At 33.9% G+C, this 24682-nt stretch carries 28 protein-coding genes and 1 pseudogene; 26 read left to right on the top strand and 3 right to left on the bottom strand.

Translation table 11 applies throughout. From position 1 onward, the window contains the following. Positions 1 to 311: 311 nt before the first annotated feature. The 19 genes and pseudogenes from rpiB (ABS911_RS01700) (at position 312) to ABS911_RS01610 (ending at position 15707) form a co-directional block, all read left to right on the top strand. Positions 312 to 797, top strand: coding sequence for a ribose 5-phosphate isomerase B (rpiB, locus tag ABS911_RS01700; RefSeq protein ID WP_350465998.1), 486 nt, complete (start codon positions 312 to 314; stop codon positions 795 to 797). Positions 798 to 829: 32 nt separating this feature from the next. Further along, positions 830 to 1606, top strand: a complete 777-nt coding sequence (tpiA, locus tag ABS911_RS01695; protein WP_350465997.1) for a triose-phosphate isomerase — start codon at positions 830 to 832, stop codon at positions 1604 to 1606. A gap of 35 nt (positions 1607 to 1641) precedes the next feature. Further along, positions 1642 to 2025 carry a dihydroxyacetone kinase phosphoryl donor subunit DhaM gene (gene dhaM, locus ABS911_RS01690; protein ID WP_350465996.1) on the top strand — a complete coding sequence of 128 codons (384 nt, stop codon included), beginning with the start codon at positions 1642 to 1644 and terminating at the stop codon, positions 2023 to 2025. 96 nt (positions 2026 to 2121) lie between these two features. Beyond that, positions 2122 to 3117, top strand: a complete 996-nt coding sequence (locus ABS911_RS01685; protein WP_350465995.1) for a dihydroxyacetone kinase subunit DhaK — start codon at positions 2122 to 2124, stop codon at positions 3115 to 3117. A gap of 105 nt (positions 3118 to 3222) precedes the next feature. Continuing rightward, positions 3223 to 3873: a dihydroxyacetone kinase subunit DhaL gene (gene dhaL / locus ABS911_RS01680; RefSeq protein WP_350465994.1), complete on the top strand. Its 651-nt coding sequence runs from the start codon at positions 3223 to 3225 to the stop codon at positions 3871 to 3873. A gap of 47 nt (positions 3874 to 3920) precedes the next feature. After that, positions 3921 to 4322 carry a Lin0368 family putative glycerol transporter subunit gene (locus ABS911_RS01675; RefSeq protein WP_350452872.1) on the top strand — a complete coding sequence of 134 codons (402 nt, stop codon included), beginning with the start codon at positions 3921 to 3923 and terminating at the stop codon, positions 4320 to 4322. Between the two features lie 14 nt (positions 4323 to 4336). After that, complete coding sequence (locus ABS911_RS01670) at positions 4337 to 4678, top strand: Lin0368 family putative glycerol transporter subunit (protein WP_350452871.1); 342 nt, start codon at positions 4337 to 4339, stop codon at positions 4676 to 4678. A 216-nt stretch (positions 4679 to 4894) separates the two neighbouring features. Next, a pseudogene (locus ABS911_RS01665) lies at positions 4895 to 5670 on the top strand (Cof-type HAD-IIB family hydrolase). 254 nt (positions 5671 to 5924) lie between these two features. Next, on the top strand, positions 5925 to 8015 hold the full coding sequence (locus ABS911_RS01660; protein WP_350465993.1) for a BglG family transcription antiterminator: 2091 nt from the start codon (positions 5925 to 5927) through the stop codon (positions 8013 to 8015). A gap of 22 nt (positions 8016 to 8037) precedes the next feature. After that, positions 8038 to 8511, top strand: coding sequence for a PTS sugar transporter subunit IIA (locus tag ABS911_RS01655; protein WP_350465992.1), 474 nt, complete (start codon positions 8038 to 8040; stop codon positions 8509 to 8511). A 26-nt stretch (positions 8512 to 8537) separates the two neighbouring features. Beyond that, on the top strand, positions 8538 to 8825 hold the full coding sequence (locus tag ABS911_RS01650; protein ID WP_350465991.1) for a PTS sugar transporter subunit IIB: 288 nt from the start codon (positions 8538 to 8540) through the stop codon (positions 8823 to 8825). Between the two features lie 51 nt (positions 8826 to 8876). Next, positions 8877 to 10154: a PTS galactitol transporter subunit IIC gene (locus tag ABS911_RS01645; RefSeq protein ID WP_350465990.1), complete on the top strand. Its 1278-nt coding sequence runs from the start codon at positions 8877 to 8879 to the stop codon at positions 10152 to 10154. Positions 10155 to 10237: 83 nt separating this feature from the next. After that, the gene (locus ABS911_RS01640; RefSeq protein WP_350465989.1) at positions 10238 to 11287 is read left to right on the top strand and encodes a galactitol-1-phosphate 5-dehydrogenase; all 1050 of its coding nucleotides are present in this window, start codon (positions 10238 to 10240) and stop codon (positions 11285 to 11287) included. 5 nt (positions 11288 to 11292) lie between these two features. Then, positions 11293 to 12324, top strand: coding sequence for a zinc-binding dehydrogenase (locus ABS911_RS01635; RefSeq protein WP_350465988.1), 1032 nt, complete (start codon positions 11293 to 11295; stop codon positions 12322 to 12324). Positions 12325 to 12407: 83 nt separating this feature from the next. Next, entirely contained in the window at positions 12408 to 12854 is a 447-nt protein-coding gene (rpiB, locus tag ABS911_RS01630; protein ID WP_350465987.1) for a ribose 5-phosphate isomerase B, read from the top strand. 23 nt (positions 12855 to 12877) lie between these two features. Further along, on the top strand, positions 12878 to 13528 hold the full coding sequence (locus tag ABS911_RS01625; RefSeq protein ID WP_350465986.1) for a transaldolase family protein: 651 nt from the start codon (positions 12878 to 12880) through the stop codon (positions 13526 to 13528). A 6-nt stretch (positions 13529 to 13534) separates the two neighbouring features. Beyond that, the gene (locus ABS911_RS01620; protein WP_350465985.1) at positions 13535 to 14215 is read left to right on the top strand and encodes a ribulose-phosphate 3-epimerase; all 681 of its coding nucleotides are present in this window, start codon (positions 13535 to 13537) and stop codon (positions 14213 to 14215) included. 14 nt (positions 14216 to 14229) lie between these two features. Next, entirely contained in the window at positions 14230 to 14877 is a 648-nt protein-coding gene (gene rpe, locus ABS911_RS01615) for a ribulose-phosphate 3-epimerase (protein ID WP_350465984.1), read from the top strand. A gap of 80 nt (positions 14878 to 14957) precedes the next feature. Continuing rightward, on the top strand, positions 14958 to 15707 hold the full coding sequence (locus tag ABS911_RS01610; protein WP_350465983.1) for an SDR family NAD(P)-dependent oxidoreductase: 750 nt from the start codon (positions 14958 to 14960) through the stop codon (positions 15705 to 15707). A gap of 131 nt (positions 15708 to 15838) precedes the next feature. On the opposite strand, the gene srlE is transcribed toward ABS911_RS01610, so the two are convergent. Genes srlE through ABS911_RS01595 form a run of 3 tightly spaced genes read right to left on the bottom strand, consistent with a single transcriptional unit; the run spans position 15839 to position 17826 of the window. Continuing rightward, complete coding sequence (gene srlE / locus ABS911_RS01605) at positions 15839 to 16831, bottom strand: PTS glucitol/sorbitol transporter subunit IIB (RefSeq protein ID WP_350465982.1); 993 nt, start codon at positions 16829 to 16831, stop codon at positions 15839 to 15841. Between the two features lie 22 nt (positions 16832 to 16853). Next, positions 16854 to 17393, bottom strand: coding sequence for a PTS glucitol/sorbitol transporter subunit IIC (gene srlA, locus ABS911_RS01600; RefSeq protein WP_350465981.1), 540 nt, complete (start codon positions 17391 to 17393; stop codon positions 16854 to 16856). 28 nt (positions 17394 to 17421) lie between these two features. After that, the gene (locus tag ABS911_RS01595; RefSeq protein WP_350465980.1) at positions 17422 to 17826 is read right to left on the bottom strand and encodes a transcriptional regulator GutM; all 405 of its coding nucleotides are present in this window, start codon (positions 17824 to 17826) and stop codon (positions 17422 to 17424) included. A 387-nt stretch (positions 17827 to 18213) separates the two neighbouring features. Between ABS911_RS01595 and ABS911_RS01590 the strand changes: the two genes are divergently transcribed. From ABS911_RS01590 to ABS911_RS01560, 7 genes are all read left to right on the top strand, one after another. Beyond that, a complete protein-coding gene (locus ABS911_RS01590) occupies positions 18214 to 19464 on the top strand; it encodes an NAD(P)H-dependent oxidoreductase (RefSeq protein ID WP_350465979.1) in 1251 nt (416 codons plus the stop codon). Between the two features lie 115 nt (positions 19465 to 19579). Beyond that, complete coding sequence (locus tag ABS911_RS01585; RefSeq protein WP_350465978.1) at positions 19580 to 19939, top strand: PTS glucitol/sorbitol transporter subunit IIA; 360 nt, start codon at positions 19580 to 19582, stop codon at positions 19937 to 19939. Between the two features lie 32 nt (positions 19940 to 19971). Next, the gene (locus ABS911_RS01580) at positions 19972 to 20919 is read left to right on the top strand and encodes a sugar-binding transcriptional regulator (protein ID WP_350465977.1); all 948 of its coding nucleotides are present in this window, start codon (positions 19972 to 19974) and stop codon (positions 20917 to 20919) included. A 132-nt stretch (positions 20920 to 21051) separates the two neighbouring features. Then, entirely contained in the window at positions 21052 to 21375 is a 324-nt protein-coding gene (locus tag ABS911_RS01575; RefSeq protein WP_350465976.1) for a four-helix bundle copper-binding protein, read from the top strand. A gap of 500 nt (positions 21376 to 21875) precedes the next feature. Next, positions 21876 to 22844, top strand: coding sequence for a GNAT family N-acetyltransferase (locus ABS911_RS01570; protein ID WP_350465975.1), 969 nt, complete (start codon positions 21876 to 21878; stop codon positions 22842 to 22844). Between the two features lie 51 nt (positions 22845 to 22895). After that, positions 22896 to 23705, top strand: coding sequence for a GNAT family N-acetyltransferase (locus ABS911_RS01565; RefSeq protein WP_350465974.1), 810 nt, complete (start codon positions 22896 to 22898; stop codon positions 23703 to 23705). Positions 23706 to 23903: 198 nt separating this feature from the next. Next, positions 23904 to 24626, top strand: a complete 723-nt coding sequence (locus ABS911_RS01560) for a sugar transferase (RefSeq protein ID WP_350465973.1) — start codon at positions 23904 to 23906, stop codon at positions 24624 to 24626. The last annotated feature ends 56 nt before the right edge of the window (positions 24627 to 24682 follow it).

Below are 24682 nucleotides of genomic sequence, written 5' to 3'. Positions count from 1 at the left end.
CCTTTATATATATTTACCAATTCTTCCATAGTATACAAAGATAAATCATTTAATAAATCTAAAATTTTATCGTGTCTTTCTTTCGTGTACATAAAAGCACTTCCTCTTTAGTAGTCCGTATCTTAGAAATTATTTAGTATGAGTATAGCGAATTATTGCGAAAACAGCAAGTGACTATTTTCGTTTGTTTTCGTTTTGTTATAAAAAGAAAATAAAAGAGATATTACGTTGACAAACGAAAATTAAACAGCTAATATAAATTTATAAAACGTTTACAAAAAATGAAAAAATAATCTAAAGAGGTGGCAATAATGAAAATAGGAATTGGTGCTGACAACAATGCGTTTGAAGCAAAAGAAACACTAAAAGAATATATTACTTCTCTTGGACATGAAGTCAAAGATTACGGCTGCTACTCAGCAGATGATGTAGACTATCCAGGAATTGCTTTTAAAGTTGCTCAAAGTGTAAATGAAAAAGAAGTAGACCGAGGCATTCTAATTTGTGGGACAGGAATTGGAATGGCAATTGCAGCTAATAAAATTCCAGGGATCCGAGCAGCTCAGGTCCATGACCCTTACTCAGCAGAACGTGCTCAGTTAAGTAATGACGCACAAATCATTACTTTTGGTGCAAAAATTATTGGTGTCGATGTTATGAAGTATTTAACTAAAATTTATTTAGAAAATACATTCCAAGGTGGAAATTCTGGTCGTAAAATTGACCAAATTACAGATAAAGAAAAAGAATTTTCACGTATTCCTGGTGAAGAGGATCAAGGAGCAAGTTGCAGTTAAAAGTAAATGATCTTTTAATGGAGGTAGAATAATTGACTAGACGTAAACCGATTGTTGGAATGAGTTTAAAAATGTATCACAACTCATTAAAAAAAGCAGCTGACTTTGCAGAAAGCATAAACCAATTAGTTGGAGAAGAAGAGGAAATTGAGCAATTTTTATTTCCAGGAATGGGAACCCTTTATCCGGTATCACTGAAGTTAAAAAATAGTCTGATCGGATTTGGATCTCAAAATATTGCTCCAGCAGCAAATGGTGCGTATACTGGAGAATTCTCAATTGAATCACTGGTCGATATGGGTGGTTCATACGTTGAAATTGGACATTCAGAAAGAAGATCACTATTCCATGAATCAGACGAAATGATTGCTGATAAAGTTCAACTTACCATTGAAAATGGATTGATGCCGGTTCTATGTATTGGTGAGCCAAAAGAAACGACAGATTTTGAATGGATAAAGAGTTTTTTAGAAAATCAACTTTCTATGGATTTAAAGAATATCGCAAAAGAAAAATTGGAAACCGTCATTATTGCTTACGAACCCGTTTGGGCAATAGGAGCAGCAAATGCAGCAAGTGCTGAACATGTGGCAAAAATCCATACGCTCATTCGTGAGAGTTTATCTAATCTATTTGGTACTGAAACAGCCGAAAAAATAAGAATTATTTATGGCGGATCTGTTAGTAAGGATAATGTAAGTGCGATTGTATCGAATGAAAATGTTGATGGCGTTTTTGTAGGACGGTTTGGTCATGACCCAAAAAATTATCAAGCAATTGTTGAATCAGTCAAAACCATAAAAAAGTAAAAAATTAGCGGTTTTAATTATTAGGAGGAAAAAATATGATTGGTGTTATTTTGGTCTCGCACAGTGAAAAAATCACTGAAGGGGTTAAAGAAATGATTGAAGAAATGGTTGGAGATTCACCGCATGTGACAATTCTATCTACAGGCGGGACAGGCGATGGACGTTTGGGTACGAATAGTTTGATGATTTTAGAAGCCATTCAAAGCTTAGAAGAAGCCACAGATGTTCTTATTTTCGGTGATATTGGTAGCGCTATCCTTTGTGCGGAAACAGCCATGGATTTAATTGAGGATGATGAATTAAGAGAAAAAACATTATTAGTAGATGCACCATTAGTAGAAGGAGCTTTTGCGGCAGCTGTACAAGCCTCAGTTAATTGCTCAAGAGAAGATATTTTAAAAGAAATGGCCAATGTTTAATTCATTGGTTTCACTATCTGAGTAATATAGGATTCTTAGTTTGTTCCACAATTATGTAGGTAAAAAAATATAAAAAATTATAGGGGGAAAATGAGTATGAAGCGTTTAATCAATGATGGATATGATGTAGTAGAAGAAATGTTGGAAGGGTATACAAAGGTTCATGCCGATTATGTGAAATTAGATCCAAATGATGATCGTGTTGTAGTTAGCAATGTAATGAGTGAAGAACCTAGAGTTCGAATTATTTTAGGTGGAGGATCAGGACATGAACCATTGTTTTTAGGTTATGTTGGAAAAGACTTTGCTGATGCAGCAGTTGTCGGAAACGTAAACACTTCTCCATCTCCAGAACCTTGTTATAACGCTGTAAAAGCCGTTGATAGTGGTAAAGGGTGTTTGTATTTATATGGTAACTATGCAGGAGATGTTATGAACTTTGATATGGGTGCTGAAATGGCCGAAGAAGATGGGATACGTGTAGAGACCGTTACTGTGAAAGATGATATTTATTCTTCTCTAAACTTTGAGGATCGTAGAGGCGTTGCGGGTGATTTATTTGTTTTTAAAGTAGCAGCAGCAGCAGCAGCGAAAGGTTTAGATCTTGACGCAGTTAAAGCGGCAGCTGAGAAAGCGAACAAAAATACCTTTTCAATGGGTGTGGCTTTATCTTCAGCTACATTACCAGTTACTGGAAAAACTATTTTCCAAATGGACGAAGGGGACATGGAAGTTGGAATGGGTATTCATGGTGAACCTGGAATCGAAAGAAGCAAATTAAAACCGGCAAATGAAGTAGTGGATGAATTGTTAGGTCATATTTTAGAAGAAGCTAACTTATCAGATGGTGAAGAAGTTCAAGTATTGATCAATGGACTAGGTGGATTGCCATTAATGGATCAATATATTTGCTACCGTCGTGTTGATCAAGTTCTAACAGAAAAAGGCTTTAAAATTCATAAACCATTAGTAGGAAATTATGCAACATCAATGGATATGATTGGAATGTCTGTAACGGTCGTTCGTTTAGATGAAGAATTAAAAGAATTATTGGATGCTCCATGTGACACTCCATATTTAAAAGTGAAGTAAAAATGGTATTCCTTATGAATAGACGAGTTTTATTTATAAGGAATAGTAATTAGATCTGTTAGTTGAATATAAGTAAAAAAAATCAAGAGTGAAGAGGGAATTTATATGGCATTAGTACTGGATAGAGATTTTTTCAAAAAAAGTATTGTAAATATCACACACCTTATTGAAAAAGAACGGGATCATTTAACAGAACTTGATTCTGACATTGGTGACGGAGACCATGGTATCAATATGAGCATTGGTTTTAGAGAAGTTACAAAAAAATTAGATGAATTTGATGAAGCTGCTGATGACATTGCTGGATTTATGAAAAAAGTAGGAATGGCTTTATTAGGCAAAGTTGGAGGAGCGTCCGGACCGTTATATGGAAGTTTATTTATGAAGATGGGAACAGATACTGCTGGAAAAAATGAAGTTACTTTTAATGAATTCACTGGCATGCTTGAAAATGGAGTAGCAGCTATTGAAGCTCGCGGAAAAGCAGTCGTAGGCGATAAAACAATGGTAGATGCTTTGCGTCCGGGGATTGATTTCCTTAAAGCTCAATCAGTGAACGGAAATGAAGTTGACGTTTTTGGTGAATTTATTGAAGTTATGAAAAAAGGTTCAGATAGTACGATTCCTTTAATCGCTAAAAAGGGAAGAGCACTACGTCTTGGAGAACGAGCTATTGGACATAGAGATCCGGGTTCCGAGTCGTCATGGATGATGATGAATGCTTTTTATGAAGAAATGAAAAAACAAGCAGAATAAAAACTGCTTGAGTCAGTAGATGAAAATACATTTTATAGGAGGCTATTATGAAATTTCTTCGTAGTACATTAGGATATATGATTGCAGGTATGGTTGTTATGACTGTATGGGATGGATTTGTAGGCCCTTATGGTATTGTAGGTGGATTTTTTGCAGCATTTATTATTATAGGTCCAATGTGGTTTATGAATCACTATGTAGGGTTGATTGATAATCCCGATGAATTTGCCTTTGTTGATATGGCTGTTGGGATTGGAATTACAGGAATTTTCCGTGATATCTTTATGAAAGGTGTGGGAGAATTTGTTGCCTCCGTACCAACTTTACTTTTAGTTATTCTAGGAGCGGTTATCGCAGGTTTAGTTGCTGCAGCTATTGAAAAAGATATGGAGAAAAAACAACAACCGGCTGATGATGAACCAGGTCCAGGATACAACAACAAAAAATGAGGAGGTAACTTGTAATGACAATTGGACAAGCTATAGCTACAGTATTTGGTGGGTTTTTATTTCCTTTTATGATTCGTATGATATGGGGTAAAATGGTTGATGAATGGGGTCCGATTGGTGGTTGGATGTGTGCCGCTTTTATTGTAGGTACTGTATGGGCAATCAATCATGGTCTTCAAAATCCAATGATCACTCAAAGCGGCGGAGTTTGGATTGATATGGCCGTAGCAGCCGGTGTAGGCGTTTATGTTGCATCTGTTGCAAGAGGAGGAAAAGTTAAAGGATCATTGATTAATTTAGGTGCTGCATTAGTAGGTGGGGTACTAGGTGGTTTACTTTTATCTTTCTTCCTATAAACTTAATTTTTGTTTAGAATAAGAGGATAATACTTAGAATGAAACAATTATTTAAGAAACAACTAGTCATTATTTACTTACTGGTATAAAAGTATAAAGAACTGCCTTCTAATGTATACTTAACAGATTAAAATTAGTTGAGTAATATACAGATAAGAAGGTAGTGTTTTTTTATGAAGAAAATAATTTCTGCTAAAAAAGATAAGGAGAGATAAAGTGAAGCCTAAAGCATTGATATTTTTTGACTTGGATGGAACACTTTTAAACGCTAAATCAGACGTAGATGAAGAAGTTATAAAAGCCATTCAACAGTTAAAGAATAATAATATTGTTCCTTTTATTGCTACTGGAAGAAGCAATAATGAAATAAAATCCATTCTAAAAAAAACGGCCATTCATTCTACGATCTCTCTTAATGGACAAAATGTAACGTATGAAGGGAAAAAATATACAGTAATTTTTTGTCTGAAAAGCAAGTCATTTCAATTAAAGAAGAAGCAGGAAAAAAGCGTATACCCTTATCTTTTTATACAGATGACTGGATTCGAGTAACTGAACACACAAAAGATGTGAAACAATTCTATGATTTTTTAAATTCTCCTCTGCCAGAAAGAGAACCTGATGTTCATTTAGCGGAAGAAATTAATATGCTCACTCTTATAACATCTAACAAACAGCTAGACGAGTTCTTCAAAGAAAGTTATTCTGATTTATCTATTTTTCGAACAACTCAGTTTAACTTAGATATAGTTGGGAAAAATGTATCAAAAGCAACTGGAATTGATCGATTGCTATCAGAAACAAGATTGGATGCAGTCCCTACTTATGCTTTTGGCGATGGAATGAATGATTTAGAGATGTTGCAGCATGTTGATTACGCAATTGCTATGGGAAATGCTGTTTCTGCATTAAAAGATCAAGCAGATTACATTACTTCTTCTAATATTGAGGATGGGATCATTCATGGTTTAAAGTATTATGATTTAATCTAAAAAGATGCAGTTAACTTAATCCCAATAATGTACAAAACAAAATGTAAATGAATGGGAGAAAGAGAAAAACACTTTTGATATTTAAATAAACCTAAGCTATTTCTTGATAAAAAAGAACAGATTCATTAGAATGATTAAGAATGAAAAATCGTTGAGCGCAGTTATGTACAAAGGTATGAGCAAATGTTGTGATGGAAACGTATTCATTTTTTCGGTTTCATTCGTTATAATAAAAACAGAAAGAGGTTAGTAAAATGTATTTAGATGAAAGGAGCAATCAATTATTAGAAGAGGTATTGCGCAATCCTAGTATAACGAATAAAAAGTTGCAAGAAAATTTCAGCCTTTCTAGAAGGCAAGTAGATTATAGTTTCAAAAAAATAAATGATTGGTTAAAAGATCAAGGTAAGAAACAAATTCAAAAAGTGAATGGACAATATCGAATAGATAGCAGTAATCTCGAACTATTTGAAATAAAACAAGAAGCAATTCATTTTGATTCATATATCCCATCAGAAAAAGAACGTTCCTATTTGATTGTCTTATTAATTTTACTCAGAAATGAAGAACTTTCTTTAAATCATTTTATTTATGATTTAGAGGTCAGCAAAAATACTGTACTCCAAGATATGAAGGCGGTTCAAAATATTATTGATCCTTTTGATCTTCAAGTTATCTATACGAGAAGTGAAGGGTATCATTTTGAAGGCAATGAATGGAATAAACGATCAGTTATGCTAGAGGCTATAAAGTATATTTTGCATAGTTTTGGCGGAGAAACATTTTTACAGAAATTTATGAAGATCAGTCAAGAGAGAATTACTTCACTTCAAAAATTGATTATGAGAATTGAAGATCAATTAGGACTTACCTTCGTAGATTTAGATATGAATATATTGCCTTATTCTTTTGAAGGAATTTTTAAAAGAATTGCCCTAGGAAAAACGATTAACGCTAATTTTTTGATTGATTTCAATGAGTTGTCAGATACTCGTGAATATGAAGCAATTAAAATATTGATTGAATCTGAAGATCAAACAATGATATCTAAAGATGAGCGCTTATATATTACACTTCAGTTATTAACTTCCAAAGTCGTTAACAAAAGTACTTTAAGTGGTGAAGAAATTCCTAAGTTGAAAAATGCGTTAAAAGAATGTTTGATTCAATTTGAGAAAAAGTCTGTTGTATACCTCGTAGATAAAGAGGGATTGCTAGAAAAACTGTTTGCTCATTTTAAACCAGCTTATTACCGAATCAAATACAATTTAACGACTGACTACGGTATCTTAGATAAAATTGGTAAAGAATTTGATATTTTACATTATATTGTCAAACAATCTATAGATCCATTACGTGAGTATTTAAATAGTGATATACCGGAAAAAGAAGCAATGTTTATAACTTTATTCATTGGTGGGCATATTATAGACAGTCAAGAAATTATTGCTACTAATCCAAAGTTAAAAGCTGTAGTAGTTTGTCCAAATGGTTTATCTGTTTCAAAATTAATGAAGCAAATGTTAGATCAGCTTTTTCCAGAAATTTATTTTTATCCGGCATTATCTATTAGGGAATTTAACCAAAATAAGCTGAACTACGATTTAGTCTTTTCTGCTACACCAGTTGAAACGAATAAGAAACTTTTTATCGTCAATCAAATGATGGATCATGATGAAAAGATATCATTAAGAAAAAGAGTGATAAATGAAGGCTTTCACCTAGAAATGCCGAGTCTAAATATTGATGTTTTAATGAGAACCATCAATGAGTTCTGCGATATTAAAGATGAAAATGGGTTAATCGAATCATTGAAAGGATTGGTTCAAGCTGAACCGGTTACTAACAAACAAATTAAATCGTCCGAAACAAAAAAAGAAATACAATTAGATGATTTGCTTGATAGTGAAATGATTCAACGTGTAAAATCAGTTTCTGATTGGCATGAAGCAATCGAGCTTGCATCAAAACCTTTAATAAAAAAAAATAAAATCACATTGAATTATGTTGAAGAGATGAAAAAACAATTTCCAACAATTTCTGAATATATCGTCTTGCAAAGAAATATTGCTATTCCTCATGCTGAAGTTGAAAAAGGGGTAAATAAAATTGGAATGAGTATGATTTATATTGAAGAAGGATTACCTGCTGTCAATGGAACGTTTATTCATTTCGTTGTTGTAATAGCAGCGGTTGATAAAAAAACTCATTTTACTTCTCTTTTACAACTGATGGAATTAGCTGGGAATCAAGAGCAATTGGATAAACTTAAAAATGCTGAAAGTCACTTAGAAATGTATAAAATAATTGTCGACTTTACCCATGAAACAAATATTATTCAGTAAAGATAGAAAGGAGCATGATTAAATGCATTTTGAAGAATTTTTAAAACCTGAACTAATTTGGACTAAATCAGATGTCTCAACGCATTTAGATGTGTTCGAACTGATTGCTGCAATAGCACATAAAGAAAGTTATGTCGCAGATAATTTTTTAGAAAAAATTAAGGAAAGAGAAGAAAACTTCCCTACAGGGTTAGAATTGGATGGATATGCAGTTGCCATCCCTCATACAGATCCTGAATGTGTTAAGGAACAATTTATAGCTGTCTTAACCTCGAAAAACGGCATTCCGTTTAAACGTATGGATGATGCTAGTCAAGAAGTAAAAGCAAATGTGATATTTATGCTAGGGCTAAATGAACCTCATAGTCAATTAGAAGTTCTTCAACAATTAATGGGAGTTCTGCAGAATAAAGAAACAGTTGAAAAATTGCTTTCATTTAATAATGGAAACGATGTCATTGATTATTTAAAAGGTATTACCCAACAAGTTAATTAAAAAAAAAGAGAAAAGAGGAGTTTATTATGAGTAACGATAAGAAAAAAGTATTAGTAGCATGTGGTGCTGGAATTGCAACTTCAACGGTGGTAACAAACCGAGTGGAAAGAATTTTGAAAGAAAATGGCATCAATGCAGAAGTAGAACAAATTAAAATTTCAGAAGCAAAAGGAAAACAAAAGGGTGCAGATTTATTAGTCTCCACTACAATCTTGCCAACAACTTATGACATTCCAACAGTTATTGCAGTTTCGTATATATCTGGTATTAATCAAGAAGCTACTGATAAAAAAATTATTGATGCTTTGAAATAATAGTAGTTAATATTTCTTTTAAAAAATGTGACCAATAAAGGAGAGAACAGGATGCAAACATTTGTTAATGGTATTAATTATATCTTAGATTTAGGACCAACCGTTATTCTTCCAATTACTATGTTGATCGTTGGGTTGATTTTTGGAACTGGTTTTAAAACGGCTTTTAAATCAGGTATTACAATCGGTATCGGTTTTGTAGGAATTAACCTAGTTATTGGATTATTAACAGATAATCTGGGTACAGCAGCACAAGCAATGGTTGAGCGATTTGGTTTGTCGTTAAACGTCATTGATGCTGGCTGGCCTGCAGCAGCAGCTGCTTCTTGGGCAATGCCTATCTCAGTTCTTTTAATTCCAATCTGTTTAGTAGTGAACTTATTAATGATTGTATTCAAGATGACTAAAACATTAGATGTGGATATTTGGAACTACTGGCACTTTATAGCAGCTGGAGCAACAGGCTATATCGTTACCGGCGGAAGCGTTTGGTTTGCAGTAGTGTGTGCTGTACTTTACGAAATGGTTGTCTTAGTAATTGCAGATAAAACCCAACCATTGGCAGAAAACTTCTTTGGATTAGAAGGAATTTCATTACCGACTGGTTCAACAGCAGCATATGCATTATTGGGTATTCCTATTGGTAAAGTAGTAGGTATGATTCCAGGAATCAAAAACTTAAATGCTGATCCAGAATCAATTCAAAAACGTTTTGGTATTTTTGGTGAACCAATGATGGTTGGATTAATTCTTGGTACTGTAATCGGTTTATTAGCTGGTTATGATGTTGGTGGAGCTTTCCAAGTTGGTATTGCTATGGGAGCAGTTATGTTATTAATGCCTCGTATGGTTAAAATTTTGATGGAAGGGTTAATTCCTATTTCAGAAGCTGCTCGTGAGTTTATGAAAAAACGTTTTCCAGGACGCGATTTATACATTGGTTTAGATGCTGCTTTAGCTGTTGGGCATCCCGCAGTTATGTCTACTGCATTACTTTTAACACCAATTACACTTTTAATCGCAGTTTTATTACCTGGTAACAGAGTATTGCCATTTGGTGATTTAGCTACGATTACATTCTATGTTGCTTTTATCGTTGCATCTCGTAAAGGGAATATCGTTCAATCTGTTATTACTACAGCAATTATATTAGTATTTTCATTATGGATGGCTACTGACTTTGCTGAAGTTCATACAGCAATGATGGCTAATGCTGACTTTACAGCTCCAGGAAATATTACTGAAATCTCATCTTTAGATATGGGTGGTAACTTCCTTAACTGGTTAATTTTGAAATTCTCACAATTTTATCAATCTATTGTTGGATAGTATATGAAAAATAGAGCGTACTGTTCAATGAAAAATGAATAGTGCGCTTTTTTTTAAAAAAAGAAAATGGAGAGTGAATAACGATGCGTGCAGCAGTACTATATGATAATAAAGTTATAAAAACAGAAGAAGTTAAAGAAAAACAAGTTGAACAAGACGAAGTTCGCGTTAAAGTTATGTCTGCTGGTATTTGCGGTTCTGATACTCACAAAATGCAAGACGTTTGGAAATACCCATTACCAGCTGTAATGGGACATGAGTTTTCTGGTGTGATAAGTGAAATTGGTAAAAATGTGACAGATCATAACATTGGTGATCGAGTTGCGATAGCTCCTTTAATTCCTTGTCGTAAATGTCAATTTTGTCAAAAAGGGGAATTTTCTTTATGTGAAGACTACACTATGATTGGCTCTCATCGTTATGGTGGATTTGCTGAAAATGTTGTAGTTCCCAGTGCAAATGCTATTTCTATAGGTGAGTTAAGTTTTGAAGAAGGAGCAATGATTGAACCGTTAGCAGTTGCTATGCACGCGATTCGTGGAATTGAACCTGAAATAGGAGATACAGTAATCGTTTTTGGTATTGGAACAATTGGACTACTTGTCGTTCAAGCATTACAAGTAGCAGGAGTAAAAAATGTTATTGCAGTAGATATTAGTTCAAAAAAATTAGAAGAAGCAAAATCTTATGGTGTTCGCTATACGATTAATTCATTGGAAGAAGATTTAGAAGAAAAAGTAAGCGAATACACTAATGGGTTAGGTGCTGATATTGCTCTAGAATGTGCTGGATCAAAAATTACACAAGAGCAATGTTTACGCGTTACAAGCAAACATGGAAAAATTGGGTACATCGGAATCGCTTATCAAGATGTGACATTGCCTGAAAAATCGTTTGAAAATATTTTTAGACGTGAGTTGACTATAAAAGGATTTTGGAACTCTTATAGCGCACCTTTCCCGGGTAAGGAATGGAGCGATGGGATTGAATTCGTCAAACAAGGCAGAATCAAATTAAAACCAATGGTATCTCATCGATATTCACTTGATCAAACAAAAGAAGCTTTTGATATGATGCTTGGCAGAAAAGAAGACTTTAATAAAGTAATTATTCAACCCAACGGAGAGGAGTAGATAGCATGAAAGCAGTTAGAAAGTTAGAACCAGGATACGATAAAATGGAATTACAACAAGTAGAGGAACCGAATGTAAGCGGTGCACTAGTAAAAATACAAACAGCCTATACTGGAATTTGTGGATCAGATATTCATACATTTAAAGGTGAATATAAAAACCCAACAACTCCAGTGACATTAGGTCATGAATTTTCAGGAACAGTAGTTGAGGTTGGTCCAGAAGTTAAAAGAGTAAAAGTCGGCGATCGTGTGGTTAGTGAGACGACGTTTGAAACATGCGGAAAATGCAGATACTGTTTGGAAAAAGATTACAATTTATGCAGCAATCGCCGCGGCATCGGAACACAACAAGATGGTAGTTTTTCTGAATTCTTAGTTTCCAGGGAAGAAAGTGTTCACATCATTCCTGATAATGTGACTTTTGAGGCAGCTGCTCTAACTGAACCTCTAGCGTGCTGTGTGCATGCTGCATTAGAGAAAACAACGATTAAAGCTTCAGATACTGTTTTAATTGTCGGGCCTGGTCCTATTGGTCTTTTACTAGCACAAGTTGTAAAAGCACAAGGAGCAAAAGTAATTATCTCAGGAATTACGAAAGACAAGCCGCGCTTAGACTTAGCAAAAGAACTAGGTGTTGATGTAACTGTAGATTCAATGACTGAAGATCTTGAAAAAATTGTTTTAGAGTTAACAGATGGTTATGGAGCAGATAAAGTATTTGATTGTTCGGGATTTGCGCCAGCTGTAAATCAGGCGATAGCTTTAACCAGTAAAAAAGGAACTTTTGTACAGGTGGGTTTGTTTGCTGAAAAATTCAACAAATTTGACCAAGATGCAATTATTCAACGTGAGATCCAGTATATTGGCAGCCGTTCTCAAAAACCAACCTCTTGGGAAATTGCATTGCAACTGTTATCTGATGGAAAAATCGATGCAGATAAAATGATCACAAAAGTAACGGATCTAGAGAATTGGCGTGAAGCATTTGAAGCAGTAATGGGCGGAGACGAAATTAAAGTTTTAGTGAAATCATAAAAAAATGCAAAAAGATATGCGTAAAGATTCGCATATCTATTTGTGCATCTAAATTAGTTAAACGAATGAATAGGAGTGAAATAATGAAATTAATTATCGGAAGCGACCATGGTGGCAAGAAATTAAAAGATGCTATAGTTACTCATTTGAAAAACAAGCAAATAGATATAGAAGATATTGGTCCATTTGATTTTGAAAGCGTAGATTATCCTTCTTATGCAATTGAAGTTGGAATGAGGGTTTCAGAAGGAAAAGCAGATTATGGTATTTTATGTTGTGGAACAGGAATAGGTATGTCTATTGCAGCAAATAAAATACATGGCGTGAGAGCCTCTGTTGTATCAGATTGTTTTTCAGCGGAAGCTACTAAAGCACATAATGATAGCAACGTTCTTTGTTTAGGAGAACGAGTAATAGGTGAAGGATTAGCTTTGAAAATTGTAGATGTATGGTTAGCTACTGAATTTGAGGGTGGAGAAAGACATGCAAGAAGGCTTAAAAAAGTAGCAGAATTAGAATCAAACTATTAACGAATTAAAAAGGTGGCGTTGGAATGTATTTAGATACAGCGAATAGTGAATTAATCAAGAAGTATATAGAGTTTGATTGGGTAACAGGTGTAACAACGAATCCAACTTTATTAAAAACTGAATCAGCTAAAAAAAGAATCGGAAGCATCCAAGAAATTCTTGAAATCATTAAAGATCGACAATTGTTTGTTCAGATTACAGGAGAAACATCAGAGGAGTTAATAGAAGACGCAGAAAAAGTTTTAACTTTAGGAGATAAACGCATTGCGTTAAAGATTGCGGCAAATGAAGCGGGTTTTAAAGCCATTCAAAATATAAAGAACCGTTATCCAAAAGTAGTTATTTTGGCGACCGCTATTTTTTCTGTTGAGCAAGCTTATCTTGCAGGTATCGCTGGATGCGATTGGGTAGCACCGTATGTCAATCGAATGGAAAATCAAAGCTTAGATGCTATGGAAGTTGTTTCTAAAATTGCTGGAGTGTATGCAAACCAGCGCATTGAAACAAAAATTTTAGGGGCTAGTTATAAAAATACCTCTCAAGTGATCAATAGTTTGTTAGCTGGTGCTGATGATGTTACGATCCCAACATCTTTAATTGAAGTAATGATGAAAAATAAATTAGCTGCAGATAGTATTCAAGTATTTAATCAACATGCAGCTGAAAAGGAGTAAATGGAAATGACTTATATGGCTGCCTCTCTTATGTGCGGAGATCCATTGCGCATTAGCGATGAATTGGCTAAATTAGAAGAAGCAAATTGCGATCTGTTGCACTTAGATGTTATGGACGGAATTTATGTAAATAATTTGGCATTAGGTCCTGAGTGGATAGCAGCTGTAAAAAAAGCTACCACTATACCAATCGATATTCATTTAGCTACGATCGATCCCATTAAATATATAGAAATGTTTGCTCCTATTAAACCTGAATATATATCTTTTCATATTGAAGAAGCAAAGAATGTTAAAGAAGTTATTGCAAAAATTAAAAGTTATGGAATAAAGCCTTCTATCGCATTAAATCCTGAAACTCCGATTTCTATAATTACTCCATTTTTAGATGATGTCGAAATGGTTTTAATGATGACGGTAAATCCAGGATTTTCAGGCCAAAAGTTTAATAAAAGTGTACTTAAAAAAATTGAAGATTTAAATGAATTACTTTTGGGACGAGAGCATAAACCTTTAATAGAAGTTGATGGCAATATTAAATCGGAGACGATAAATTGGATGAATCATTCTCAACCTGATATTTTTGTATTAGGAACATCTGCTTTGTTTCATAAAAACGATAATGAAAGCTATAGCACACGTATAAGCAACCTTCGTCAACAAATTGAAAGTCATCAAGCTTATTGAAAGGAATGTGAAAAATGACATTAATTGCCACTTCAATCCTCTCTGCTGATTATATGAAATTAGGAGCGGAATTAAATTCTATCGAAGAAGCTGGAGTAGATTACTTACATCTGGATGTGATGGATGGACATTTTGTACCTAACTTAACATTTGGACCAGAGATGGTCGCACAAATGAATAAACAAACCCGATTACCTCTAGATATCCATTTAATGATAGAAACCCCAGAACAAACCATTTCTCAATATGCTAAATCTGGTGCAACAATCATTTCAGTTCATTATGAAGCTTGTGATGATTTAGAAAAGGTCATAAAGTTGATCAAAGAACATGGATGTAAAGCAGGTATTGTTATTAACCCTGATACCCCCGCAGAAAAAATCAAAGAATTTTTAGCGGATGTTAGTTTGGTTTTACAAATGACGGTTAAGCCAGGTTTTGGGGGGCAAAAATTTATTGAATCTACATTAAAAAACATAAAAAAACTAGCTCAATGGAGAAAAGAAAACGGTTATGACTTTCTGATTGAAGTTGATGGTGGGATAAATAAAGACACAGCAGCACTTTGCATTGAAAATGGAGTGGATGTGTTAGTCGTTGGTTCCTATTTTATTGATGCAACAAATAGAAGCAAGTTAGTAAAGGAACTGCATTCTTTATAAATTAAAATTCTAAGAGCTCCTGTAACTTGAGCTCTTTTTACTAGGTTTATTTACTAAAAATATAAGAGAGGATGTAGGAAATGAAACAAAAAATTGTCGCCATTACTGGTTCAGCAAAAGGAATCGGGAAAAGTATTGCTGAGAAATTCATAGAAAAAGGCGCTTATGTAGCTTTGTTAGATTTTGATAAAAAAGCAGGTGAAGCAACGGAAAAAACAATGAAAGAAGCTGATGGTAATGTTTTTTTTATTCAAACAGATGTATCGGATTACCATTCTTTAAAAGAAGCAAGAAAAAGAATTTTCGAAAAATGGGGAGAAATAGATGTATTAATCGTTAATGCAGGCATAAGCTACTTACATTCTCTGAATGATATTAGTGTGGAAGAATGGGATAGAGTTATCAAAATCAATCTAAGCGGTTCTTTTTATACTGTAAAAGCATTTTATGAAGATTTTTCTAAAAAGACATCGATCGATGAAGGGAAGATTATTTTTATTTCTTCAGGTTCTGCTATCACAGGTACTGGCGGAGGAGCACATTATGCAACTTCAAAAGCTGGTCAACATGGTTTGATGCGTAATTTAGCTAAAGAATTTGGGCAAAATGGAGTAAACGTTAATGCAATTGCACCTAGAGTGATTCAAACGGATATGTTAAATCAGCTGTATCCAACTTCTGAAAGCAGAGAAGAATTAATAAAAAAAATACCAATAGGTCGTATTGGAGATCCAGAAGATATAGCTAATTTAGCCGTATTTTTAGCTAGCTCTGAAAGCTCATATATTCATGGACAAATTATTTTATCAGATGGTGGAAGAACTTATTAACGGTAAGATTTGAAGAAAATATAATAGAATAAAAAAAGCTTATTAACGAAAAATTCATTATAGGAACCCTTCATTATTAAGGGGAAAGTTCCTAAAGAATATCGTTAATAAGCTTTTAATGTACTACTTGTTTAATAAAGACCAAAACTAGCTAGCCATGCAAGTAACACTGCTGTGGGTCCTGTAATCATTCTTGAAAAGAGAACTGCAGGAACACCTACTTCAACTGTATACGGCTCAGCATCAGCAAGAGTTAAACCAACGGGTACAAAGTCTGCACCGGCTTGAGCATTAATTGCAAAGAGAGCAGGTAAGGCTAAAGCTGGGGCAATATTTCCATTGCCAATTTCGACCCCTAATAATACTCCAACCACTTGAGCAATTACTGCACCTGGACCTAATACTGGAGAAAGAATCGGAATGGAACAAATAAGTGCTAAGATAATCATTCCAACGATATTTCCAGCAAGTGGTTTAACAGCTGTTGCAATTAAATCACCAATTCCTGTATAAGTGATCAAACCAACCAGCATACTAACAAACGCCATAAAAGGAAGAATGTTTTTTATTACCATATCAATTGTGTCGCGTCCAGCTTGATAGAAAATACCAACTACACCACCGATTCCACGACCTAAACGTGTAACTATGTTTCCTTTAGAAGGTTCGGAATGATCATGGACGGAAGAAACTTTTTTCTCATCTTCGTTGTCTGGAATGCGCATAGTTTCAATTGTATCTGTAGATGTATTAGTAGAATCTTCTGATGAAATTTGTTTGACAGTAACTCCAGATACATAGATATCTTCAACAATATATTTTGCTAGTGGGCCTGAAGGTGTAGTAGCATGAAGGTTTAAAGTCATAACACCTAGTTTTGGATAGACACCAGCACGTGCTGTTCCTCCACAATCGACTACTGCACAAATCATCTCTTCAGGCGCAACTTTTTCTTTAAAGCCATCTTTGGCTTGTACGCCCAATTCATCAGCTATTTTTTGTGCGACAGGATGAATACCTCCTCCAGTTATGGAAGCAACAATTTTTTTTGATTCTGTTTCTTTTAAAATCAGGGGTCCTCCCCAACCATTTGGTCCTTTAACTGCTTTAACGGATTGACTCATTGATAAACCCTCCCATTCATATTTAAGCTTTAGCTGATGAAGTTACTCGATCTTCTTTCCACATAGCTTTTGTAATAAGTTCCGTAACAATTCCTCTTAATAAAATCACTACAAGACCAACTAAAAAGTAGCGAACAGCTAGTGGTGTAATGGAAAGACCTAATGTTGTCAGTCCAGAAGAAATTCCTGTCCAAACAAATAATTCACCAGCATTAGCATGAGGGAATAGCCCAGTAATCGGGTGAACAAAAGAAACGGCTGAATCATAAAAAGCAGGTTTTTGTTTTTCAGGTAAAAAACGTCCGAATGAATAACACATTGGATTTGTTAAGAAGAAAACAGCTAACAGGGGGAAAAGAGTGTAGCGTAAGATAAAACTTTTAGTGGTTTTTTGGGCAAAATTAGTTACTCTTTCTTCACCAATAATAGCCACTAGTGCATTTACAAAAGTTAGCAAAACGATTAAAGCAGGTAGTATACCAGTAATCAATCCCATAAGGTTTTGACCTCCAGCATTAAAGATACCAGAGAACCCTTCAGCAAGTTTAACTAAAAAATCCATTTTTATTTCCTCCTTATATTATCTATTTTTATAGAAGAGTCAGTTCTTGCAAATTTCCTTTTCTCCTTTCTGAGTTAATGAATGTCAGTGCTTCTGATAAAGCTCTTTTTTGTGTCTTTCTAAAAGATGCAAGAGATAAAGAGTTGATAGATTGACCAATTATTTTTTTATTTGCTTTAAAACGTGCAAAGACGCTGATTCCAGACATTTCACGAAGGTCAATGATGGTTCCTTCTACATTTGTTACGACGATCATAACGGTTCCTGGTCCAACATTGAATTTAGTTCGGGCAATGCCAACTCCTAGATGACCGGTCTCATACTGTTTCATTTCTCCAATTACACGATTGTAATCCTTTGTTTGTCTGATAGATAAATAGAATTGCATTAACCAAAAGCTGACTAGTAAAAATATCAATCCAGAATATTGCACTTAAATCATGCTCCTTCCTTAATTATTTTTTAACCTTACCGTAATAATAAAACGCTTACATGATAAAGTCAAACGTGTTGTGACATATGCGAATAAGTTTCACATATGTTATTAATGTGAACTTAAAAACAAACTTTTGGAATTTATCTAGGCTATGTAATATATCTACTATTAGTTAAAGGGTGCATTCATGTGAATAAACCATTTATCTATTAAAAATGATAAAATAAAGCAGAAATAGGTAGTTTTAAAGAAATTGACAGCGCTTCCGAAAACGGTTAACATTAGATTTGTAAATTAAGTTACTGTCTTTGACATATGTTCCAAACGGATGAATAAGTTGAAGCAGTAGTGTCAAAAATAAAAAAAGAAAAGAGAGGGTTTAAAATGACATTATACGGACAGTTGCAAGAACGAGAAAAAGAAGGCAATCGCATTAAAGTAGGGGTTATTGGAGCGGGTCAAATGGGATCAGGTATGATTGCGCAAATTGCAACAATTCCTGGAATGGCAGTTAAAGGAATCAGCGATATTTATCCCGAATCTGGGAAACGAGCAGCAGATGCATACAATGCTTCTGCTGGTGTAAAAGAAGAAATTTTAGTTTCAACTGATTTTAAAGAAGTCATTCATTCTCCTCAAGTAGAAGTGATTGTTGATGCAACTGGATCAACAGAAATCGGCGCTAAAATTGCTTTAGAAACTTTGATTGCTAAAAAACATTTGGTCTTACTGAATGTAGAAGTTGACATCACGATAGGCTCTTTAATGCATTCTTTATATCAATCTGCTGGGTTAGTCTATACCGGATCAGATGGAGATGAGCCTGCTGTTACAACTGATTTATATGAATTTGCTAAATCTATGGGCATGGAAGTTCTTGTTGCTGGAAAAGGGAAAAATAATAAGCTGCGTCCAGAGGCTAATCCTGATTCTGTTAAACAAGAAGCCACTAATCGTGGAATGTCTCCACATATGTTGACGTCATTTGCTGATGGAACTAAAACTATGGCGGAAATGAATTTACTATCAAATGCGATTGGGTTTTTACCTGACACTGTTGGAATGCATGGTATTGCAGCGGATTTAGATGGTACAGTTGAAAAATTAAGAACAAAAGAAGAGGGCGGCATTTTAACTAATTATGGCGTCGTAGAGTATGTAGATGGTATTGCACCGGGTGTCTTTGTCATTGTAAAAGGGCAAAACGAGGGTGTGGCAGATGAATTGAATTACATGATGAAGAAAGAAAATGATCATCATATTTTATCCAGACCTTATCATTTAGCAAGTTTAGAAACACCTTTGACGATCGCTAAAGCTGTGCTAAATCAAGATCATGCGATTGTTCCATTAGGAGCTCCGATTTCTGAGACAGTTGCTGTGGCTAAAAAGGATATTAAATCAGGAGAAAAAGTCGATGGCATAGGGGGTTATTGTGTCCGTGGAGTGCTTGAAACTCATGCAGACATGGCAATTAATAGACATATTCCAATTGGATTATTCACAGGAAATGTTATCGCAAGAAAAGATATAAAAAATGGAGCATTTGTTACGGAAGACGATGTTGAACTGGATACCACTACTACAGTATGGAAGTTAAGGCAATTACAAAATGAAACATTTGCTAAAAAGTAATAGTCAAATTGAAATTTAAGGATAAAAGAATCGTTTTATAGAAAGTATCCGATAAAGAAGGAGAGGTATGAACGTAATGTTTAAAAATTATTTTTCTAAAGCTAAGGAGGCACTTATGGTTAAATCAAAGGTAATTGAAATTGGAGAACTCTCAACATTTGATGACGAGCCAGTCATTATTCTATTTAATGATACTGCACCAATGGGATTAAGAGAAGTTTGTATCATACATGAATTCGAAGAAGCGCCTCCAAAAGACTTCTTAAAAGAAGGAAGTAAGATGATTTTTAATGGAAATGAATACACGATTGAAAAAATTGGACATGTTGCTAATGAAACGTTTTACGATTTAGGCCATATATCTTTGTATTTTGACTACGATGAAGAATCTGAAGTATTACCAGGTTCAGCATTTCTATCTCCTAAAGTTAAACCAATACTAAAAGAAGGCGATAGTATAGAATTTATAGCGTAACGAATCCTATGTAGTTTAAAAGGAGAGCAGAGATGAATAATAATAAGGATTTAAGTCTTCTGGTGGAAATTGCACATATGTATTATGAAGAAGGAGCAAAGCAATCAGAAGTTGCAGAAGCTTTTAATATTAGTCGCTCGCTCGTTTCAAAATATTTAACTAGGGCTCGAGAAACGGGTATTGTGGAAATTATCATTCATGATGATTTCCTTCATCCGCATAGAAATCTCGAAAAAAAATTAAAAGTAAAATTCGATCTGACTAACGCTATAGTGGTTCCTTCTCAAGACGACAAACAGGTACAAAAAAAGAGAGTGGCTAATGCAGCTGTTAAATTTTTGCTGAGAAAAATGGAAAATAAAGCTACTGTAGCAGTTGCTCCTGGCACCACTATTTATTCCATGATTTCTTCCATTCCTTCAACCGTAAAACATAAAGATGCTTTGTTTGTTTCTATTACTGGAGGACTAGGAAACAAACAGACAGATATTCAATCAAATGTTTTATGTGATCTTTTTGCACAAAAGCTAGAAGCAAAAAAATTAGAACTGCACGCCCCTGTAACCATGGATTCTGAAGAAGCTAAAAAAATTATGATGGATCAATCTTCCGTAAAAAAAGTTCTAAATAAAGCTAAAACAGCAGATATTGCAGTAGTTGGTATAGGAGGAAAGCCGGTTTATAGTACAATGACAAATGCTTATATGGGACAAATGAACCCTGAAGATGAATTAAAACATCCTGAAATCGTAGGAGATATTTGTTACAATTTTATTGATAAGAATGGAAGACTTGTTGATTGTGAGTGGAATAAAAGAGTTATTTCAATTGATTTAGAAAGTATTAAAAAGATTCCACTTGTGATTGCTGTTGCAGAAGGTAAAGAAAAAGTTGACAGTATCTATGCGTCGATTAAAGGTAATCTAATAGATGTGATTGTAACAGACTCCGCTACTGCTATGGATTTATTAGAAAAATAATTTTACTGAAAAAGGATGAAACAAAGGGAAACCTTTGTTTCATCCTTTCTTTTGAGTTAGTAACCGTTTCATTTGATAGGGTTTTCTAAAAGACTTATACTAAAAGTGTAAAAAAATAATAGGAGGGATAATATGCAAGAACAATTAGTAAAAATTTCGGAAAAAATGTTTGAATGTCAACGTGTTTGTAATGAATGTTTTGATGCTTGTCTAAAGGAAGATCATGTTCAAATGATGGCAGATTGTATTCGATTAGACAGAGAATGTGCAGATATTTGCGCATTTGCTTCAACAGCAATAACCCGTGAAAGTGCCTTGTCTACTGATTTAATTGCTTTGTGCGCGACTATCTGTCAAGCTTGCGGAAAAGAATGTGAAAAACATGAACACGATCACTGTCAAAGATGCGCAAAAGTTTGTTTAGAATGTGCAGAATTGTGTAGAAATTACGCATAGTTAACTATTATTTTATTATTCATACTAAATATGTGCAGCTCTAAATGCCTACCTTCAGGCGTTTGAAATAGGGCTGTACATATTTTCGTCACAAGTCGAGGTCAATAATTAGATTTTAATTATAAAATGTTAGCTCTTTTAAATAGTACTTGTTATACTCTGTGTATCAAAGCGATAGCAAATTCCCCAAAACTTTTGCTACCATTGAATACTTATTTTTAACCTCTTTAACGCAGTACCCCTCAGTTTTATCCTAGGTCATCCTGACCGCTCATACACTTTATGTTTTTAGATTCGTTTCAAGAAGTTCATCCACGCCCTTATTTAATTTACTCTTTTCCACCCCACATGACACAATAAATACTCCATAATTTTGAACTACCCCGTTTACTTTTTTTACCGCAAGCCAGAAGGTATTTTAGAAAAAAATAATGTATCGTAGGTTTATTTAGGTTGCCTTTTTATAAATTTTTTATTAAAACGTGAAGGAGAAATGCTAAATGGAAATTAATTTTACCGAACCTTATGGAAAGTTATATGAGTCGATTGAAGAAGGAGAGTTAATCATTTTCAACTTCGAAAATGAACATGGAAAAGTAAAGAACATGTTTATTAAAAGAAAAGTCCCGTTTAATTTAGAAAATAAAGATTTTTTTGATATTGTGACTCCATATGGTTATGGCGGACCAGTTATTCAAGAAACTACAGATGAAAAAAAATTATTAGCAGGTTATTTTGAAGCCTTTTCAAATTATTGTCAAAAAAATAACATTATAACAGAATTTATACGCTTCGATCTATTCGAAAACACACAAGTACGGGAGTCTTTTTACGGGGATGTATCATTGGTTGGAAACAACATCGTTAGGGATTTAAAATTACCAGTAAATAAAGATGTTCGTAAGACTATTTTGCGCAATGCAGAAAAGGCTAAAAATAGTGGAATACAAATTGTTTTGGATGAAACTGGGGAGTATATTGATGACTTTTTAACTGTCTATTATTCAACAATGAAACGTACCGGTGCAGAAAACTATTATTACTTTGATAAGTCATTTTTTGAACAAATCCACGAAACAATGAAAGGTCAATTTATTTATCTCCATGCCTTAATGGAGGATAAAGTCATTTCGACAGCATTGGTATTAATGGGTAAAGAACGATCCTTTGGTTTTTTAGCTGGAACACTTGAGGAATACTACTGTTACCATCCAGAAGCTTTAGTAGAGTTGACGACTATACAGTGGCTAAAAGAGAAAGGGTTAAAGAAATATATTTTAGGTGGAGGTCATAAAGGTGACGACGGAATATACCTGCATAAAAAAGGCTATGCTAGAAGTGGCGATCATCCATTTTATGTGGGTAAAAAAATACATGATCCAATTATTTATGAAAAGTTAGTTCAAATGCGCAAAACCTTTGGTAATTTTGATAAGGAAACTTCTTTTTTTCCAAAGTATCGAACTTAAAATAGAATATACGTAACGTTCTAGCAGGTTATTTCAAAAGGAGTGATGAGAATGATATCGTTCAGCGAAACATATCACGAGTATACATGGATAGAAGAAACAGATTTTTATCACCATTATCAAAATGAAAAACTGCCCTTTTTATATTCTTGTAATATATTAAAATTTAAACGAAATCCTACACTGGAAGAATTTCGTTTAGCTGAAAAAAAACTGATGAATTTCCAAAAAAAAATGCAACAAGACTTTATTCATCTATATGCAGCAGAAAATGAACCTTTTTCTAAGGAGGTAGAAGAATATCTCACAAAAGAAAACTATACGATTGCTGCTGAAGAATTGCTGGTTATTGACTCAAAGGATTTTTATTTTACTCATCAAAATGAAGAAATTAGGGTAGATTTAGTAAAAGATAATAAGCAATTAAAAGAGTATTTAGATTTTATGTATCAACTAAATTTAAAAAATGGAGCGGCATACGCTCACAAAAAGCAAGATTTTTATGTAGATCGTTTTATTTCACCAAAGGTCCAGCAAATCAATGCCTATTTAGATGGACAAGTTGTAGGAACAGCCAATATTATTTTATCTTCTGAATACGTTGAAATCGATCACTTTGAAGTAGCGCCGAATTTTCAAAATAAAGGGATTGGAACACAGATACAAAGATTCATTATGGCGTTAGCAAAAGATAAAAAAGTGCTATTAGTTGTAGATAAAGGAACTAAAGCTAGTCGTATGTACTATCATCAGCACTACCAATTTAGCGGATATCAACTGTCTGCTTTTAAGCGGTTTAAATCTGCTACGATAATCAACAACCCTCAAATTTCCTCTTCAATTGTTTCAATCTCATTATAAAAAAATCTCTATTTAATATTAAGTTACTAATTTTTGAATTGCCCCTCTCTCCCTTATTTTCCCCTTAAACTAAACCTCTAAATTCCCCACATTAGTTACCCCTCACATTTAATAAACCTACTCTAGATATTCAATTCTAAAGCCTCTCTTACTGATATATAGTTAACAGAAAAGTAAAAAGATAAAGGAGAGAACATTATGACAAAGTATTATCCTATTAAATCAATGATTGAATGGATTTTTGCCGCTATGTTATTCCTAATAGTTTTACCAGTCTTATTGATTGTAGGAATTTTAATAAAAATTGAAGATCCTACTGGTCCTATCTTTTTTATTCAAGAACGTGTTGGAAAAGACAATAAAATATTTAATATGTATAAATTACGAAGCATGAGAAACCCAACGATAATCAATGAGAAAGCAATGTCTTACGATGATCGTATGTTAAAGGTTGGTCAAGTTATTCGTAAGTTAAGTCTAGATGAATTACCACAAATGATTAATATATTAAAAGGAGATATGAGTTTCATTGGTCCTAGACCTTTACTAGTTGAGTACTTGCCTTGTTACAACAAGAAAGAATTACGTCGCCACAATGTGAAACCAGGTATTAGCGGATGGGCACAAGTAAATGGACGCAATCACTTAAGCTGGGAAGAACGATTTGCACTGGATGTGGAATATGTTGAAAAATGTTCAGTATTATTCGATATAAAAATAACGATAATGACGATCCAAAAAGTTTTAATGAAAGCGGATATCGTTGAAAAAGAAGTCGATTACATCGTTGCATTTGATGAATATCGCAAAAGACAATGGGAATATGAGAAAGTTACGAACAATGTCACTCCATTATTTACTAAGGCAGTTTCTTTTGACTCCATTCCAATAGTACAAAACAGAAAATCTGAAATGCAATAAATTAAAAACTAGTCATCGCTGTTTCAAACGAAATCTGATGGGAATAAGCGATAGAG

The sequence above is a fragment of the Carnobacterium sp. genome (assembly GCF_040274425.1).
Note: the sequence above shows the minus strand (reverse complement) of the source record. Positions and strands in the feature narration are given on the sequence as shown.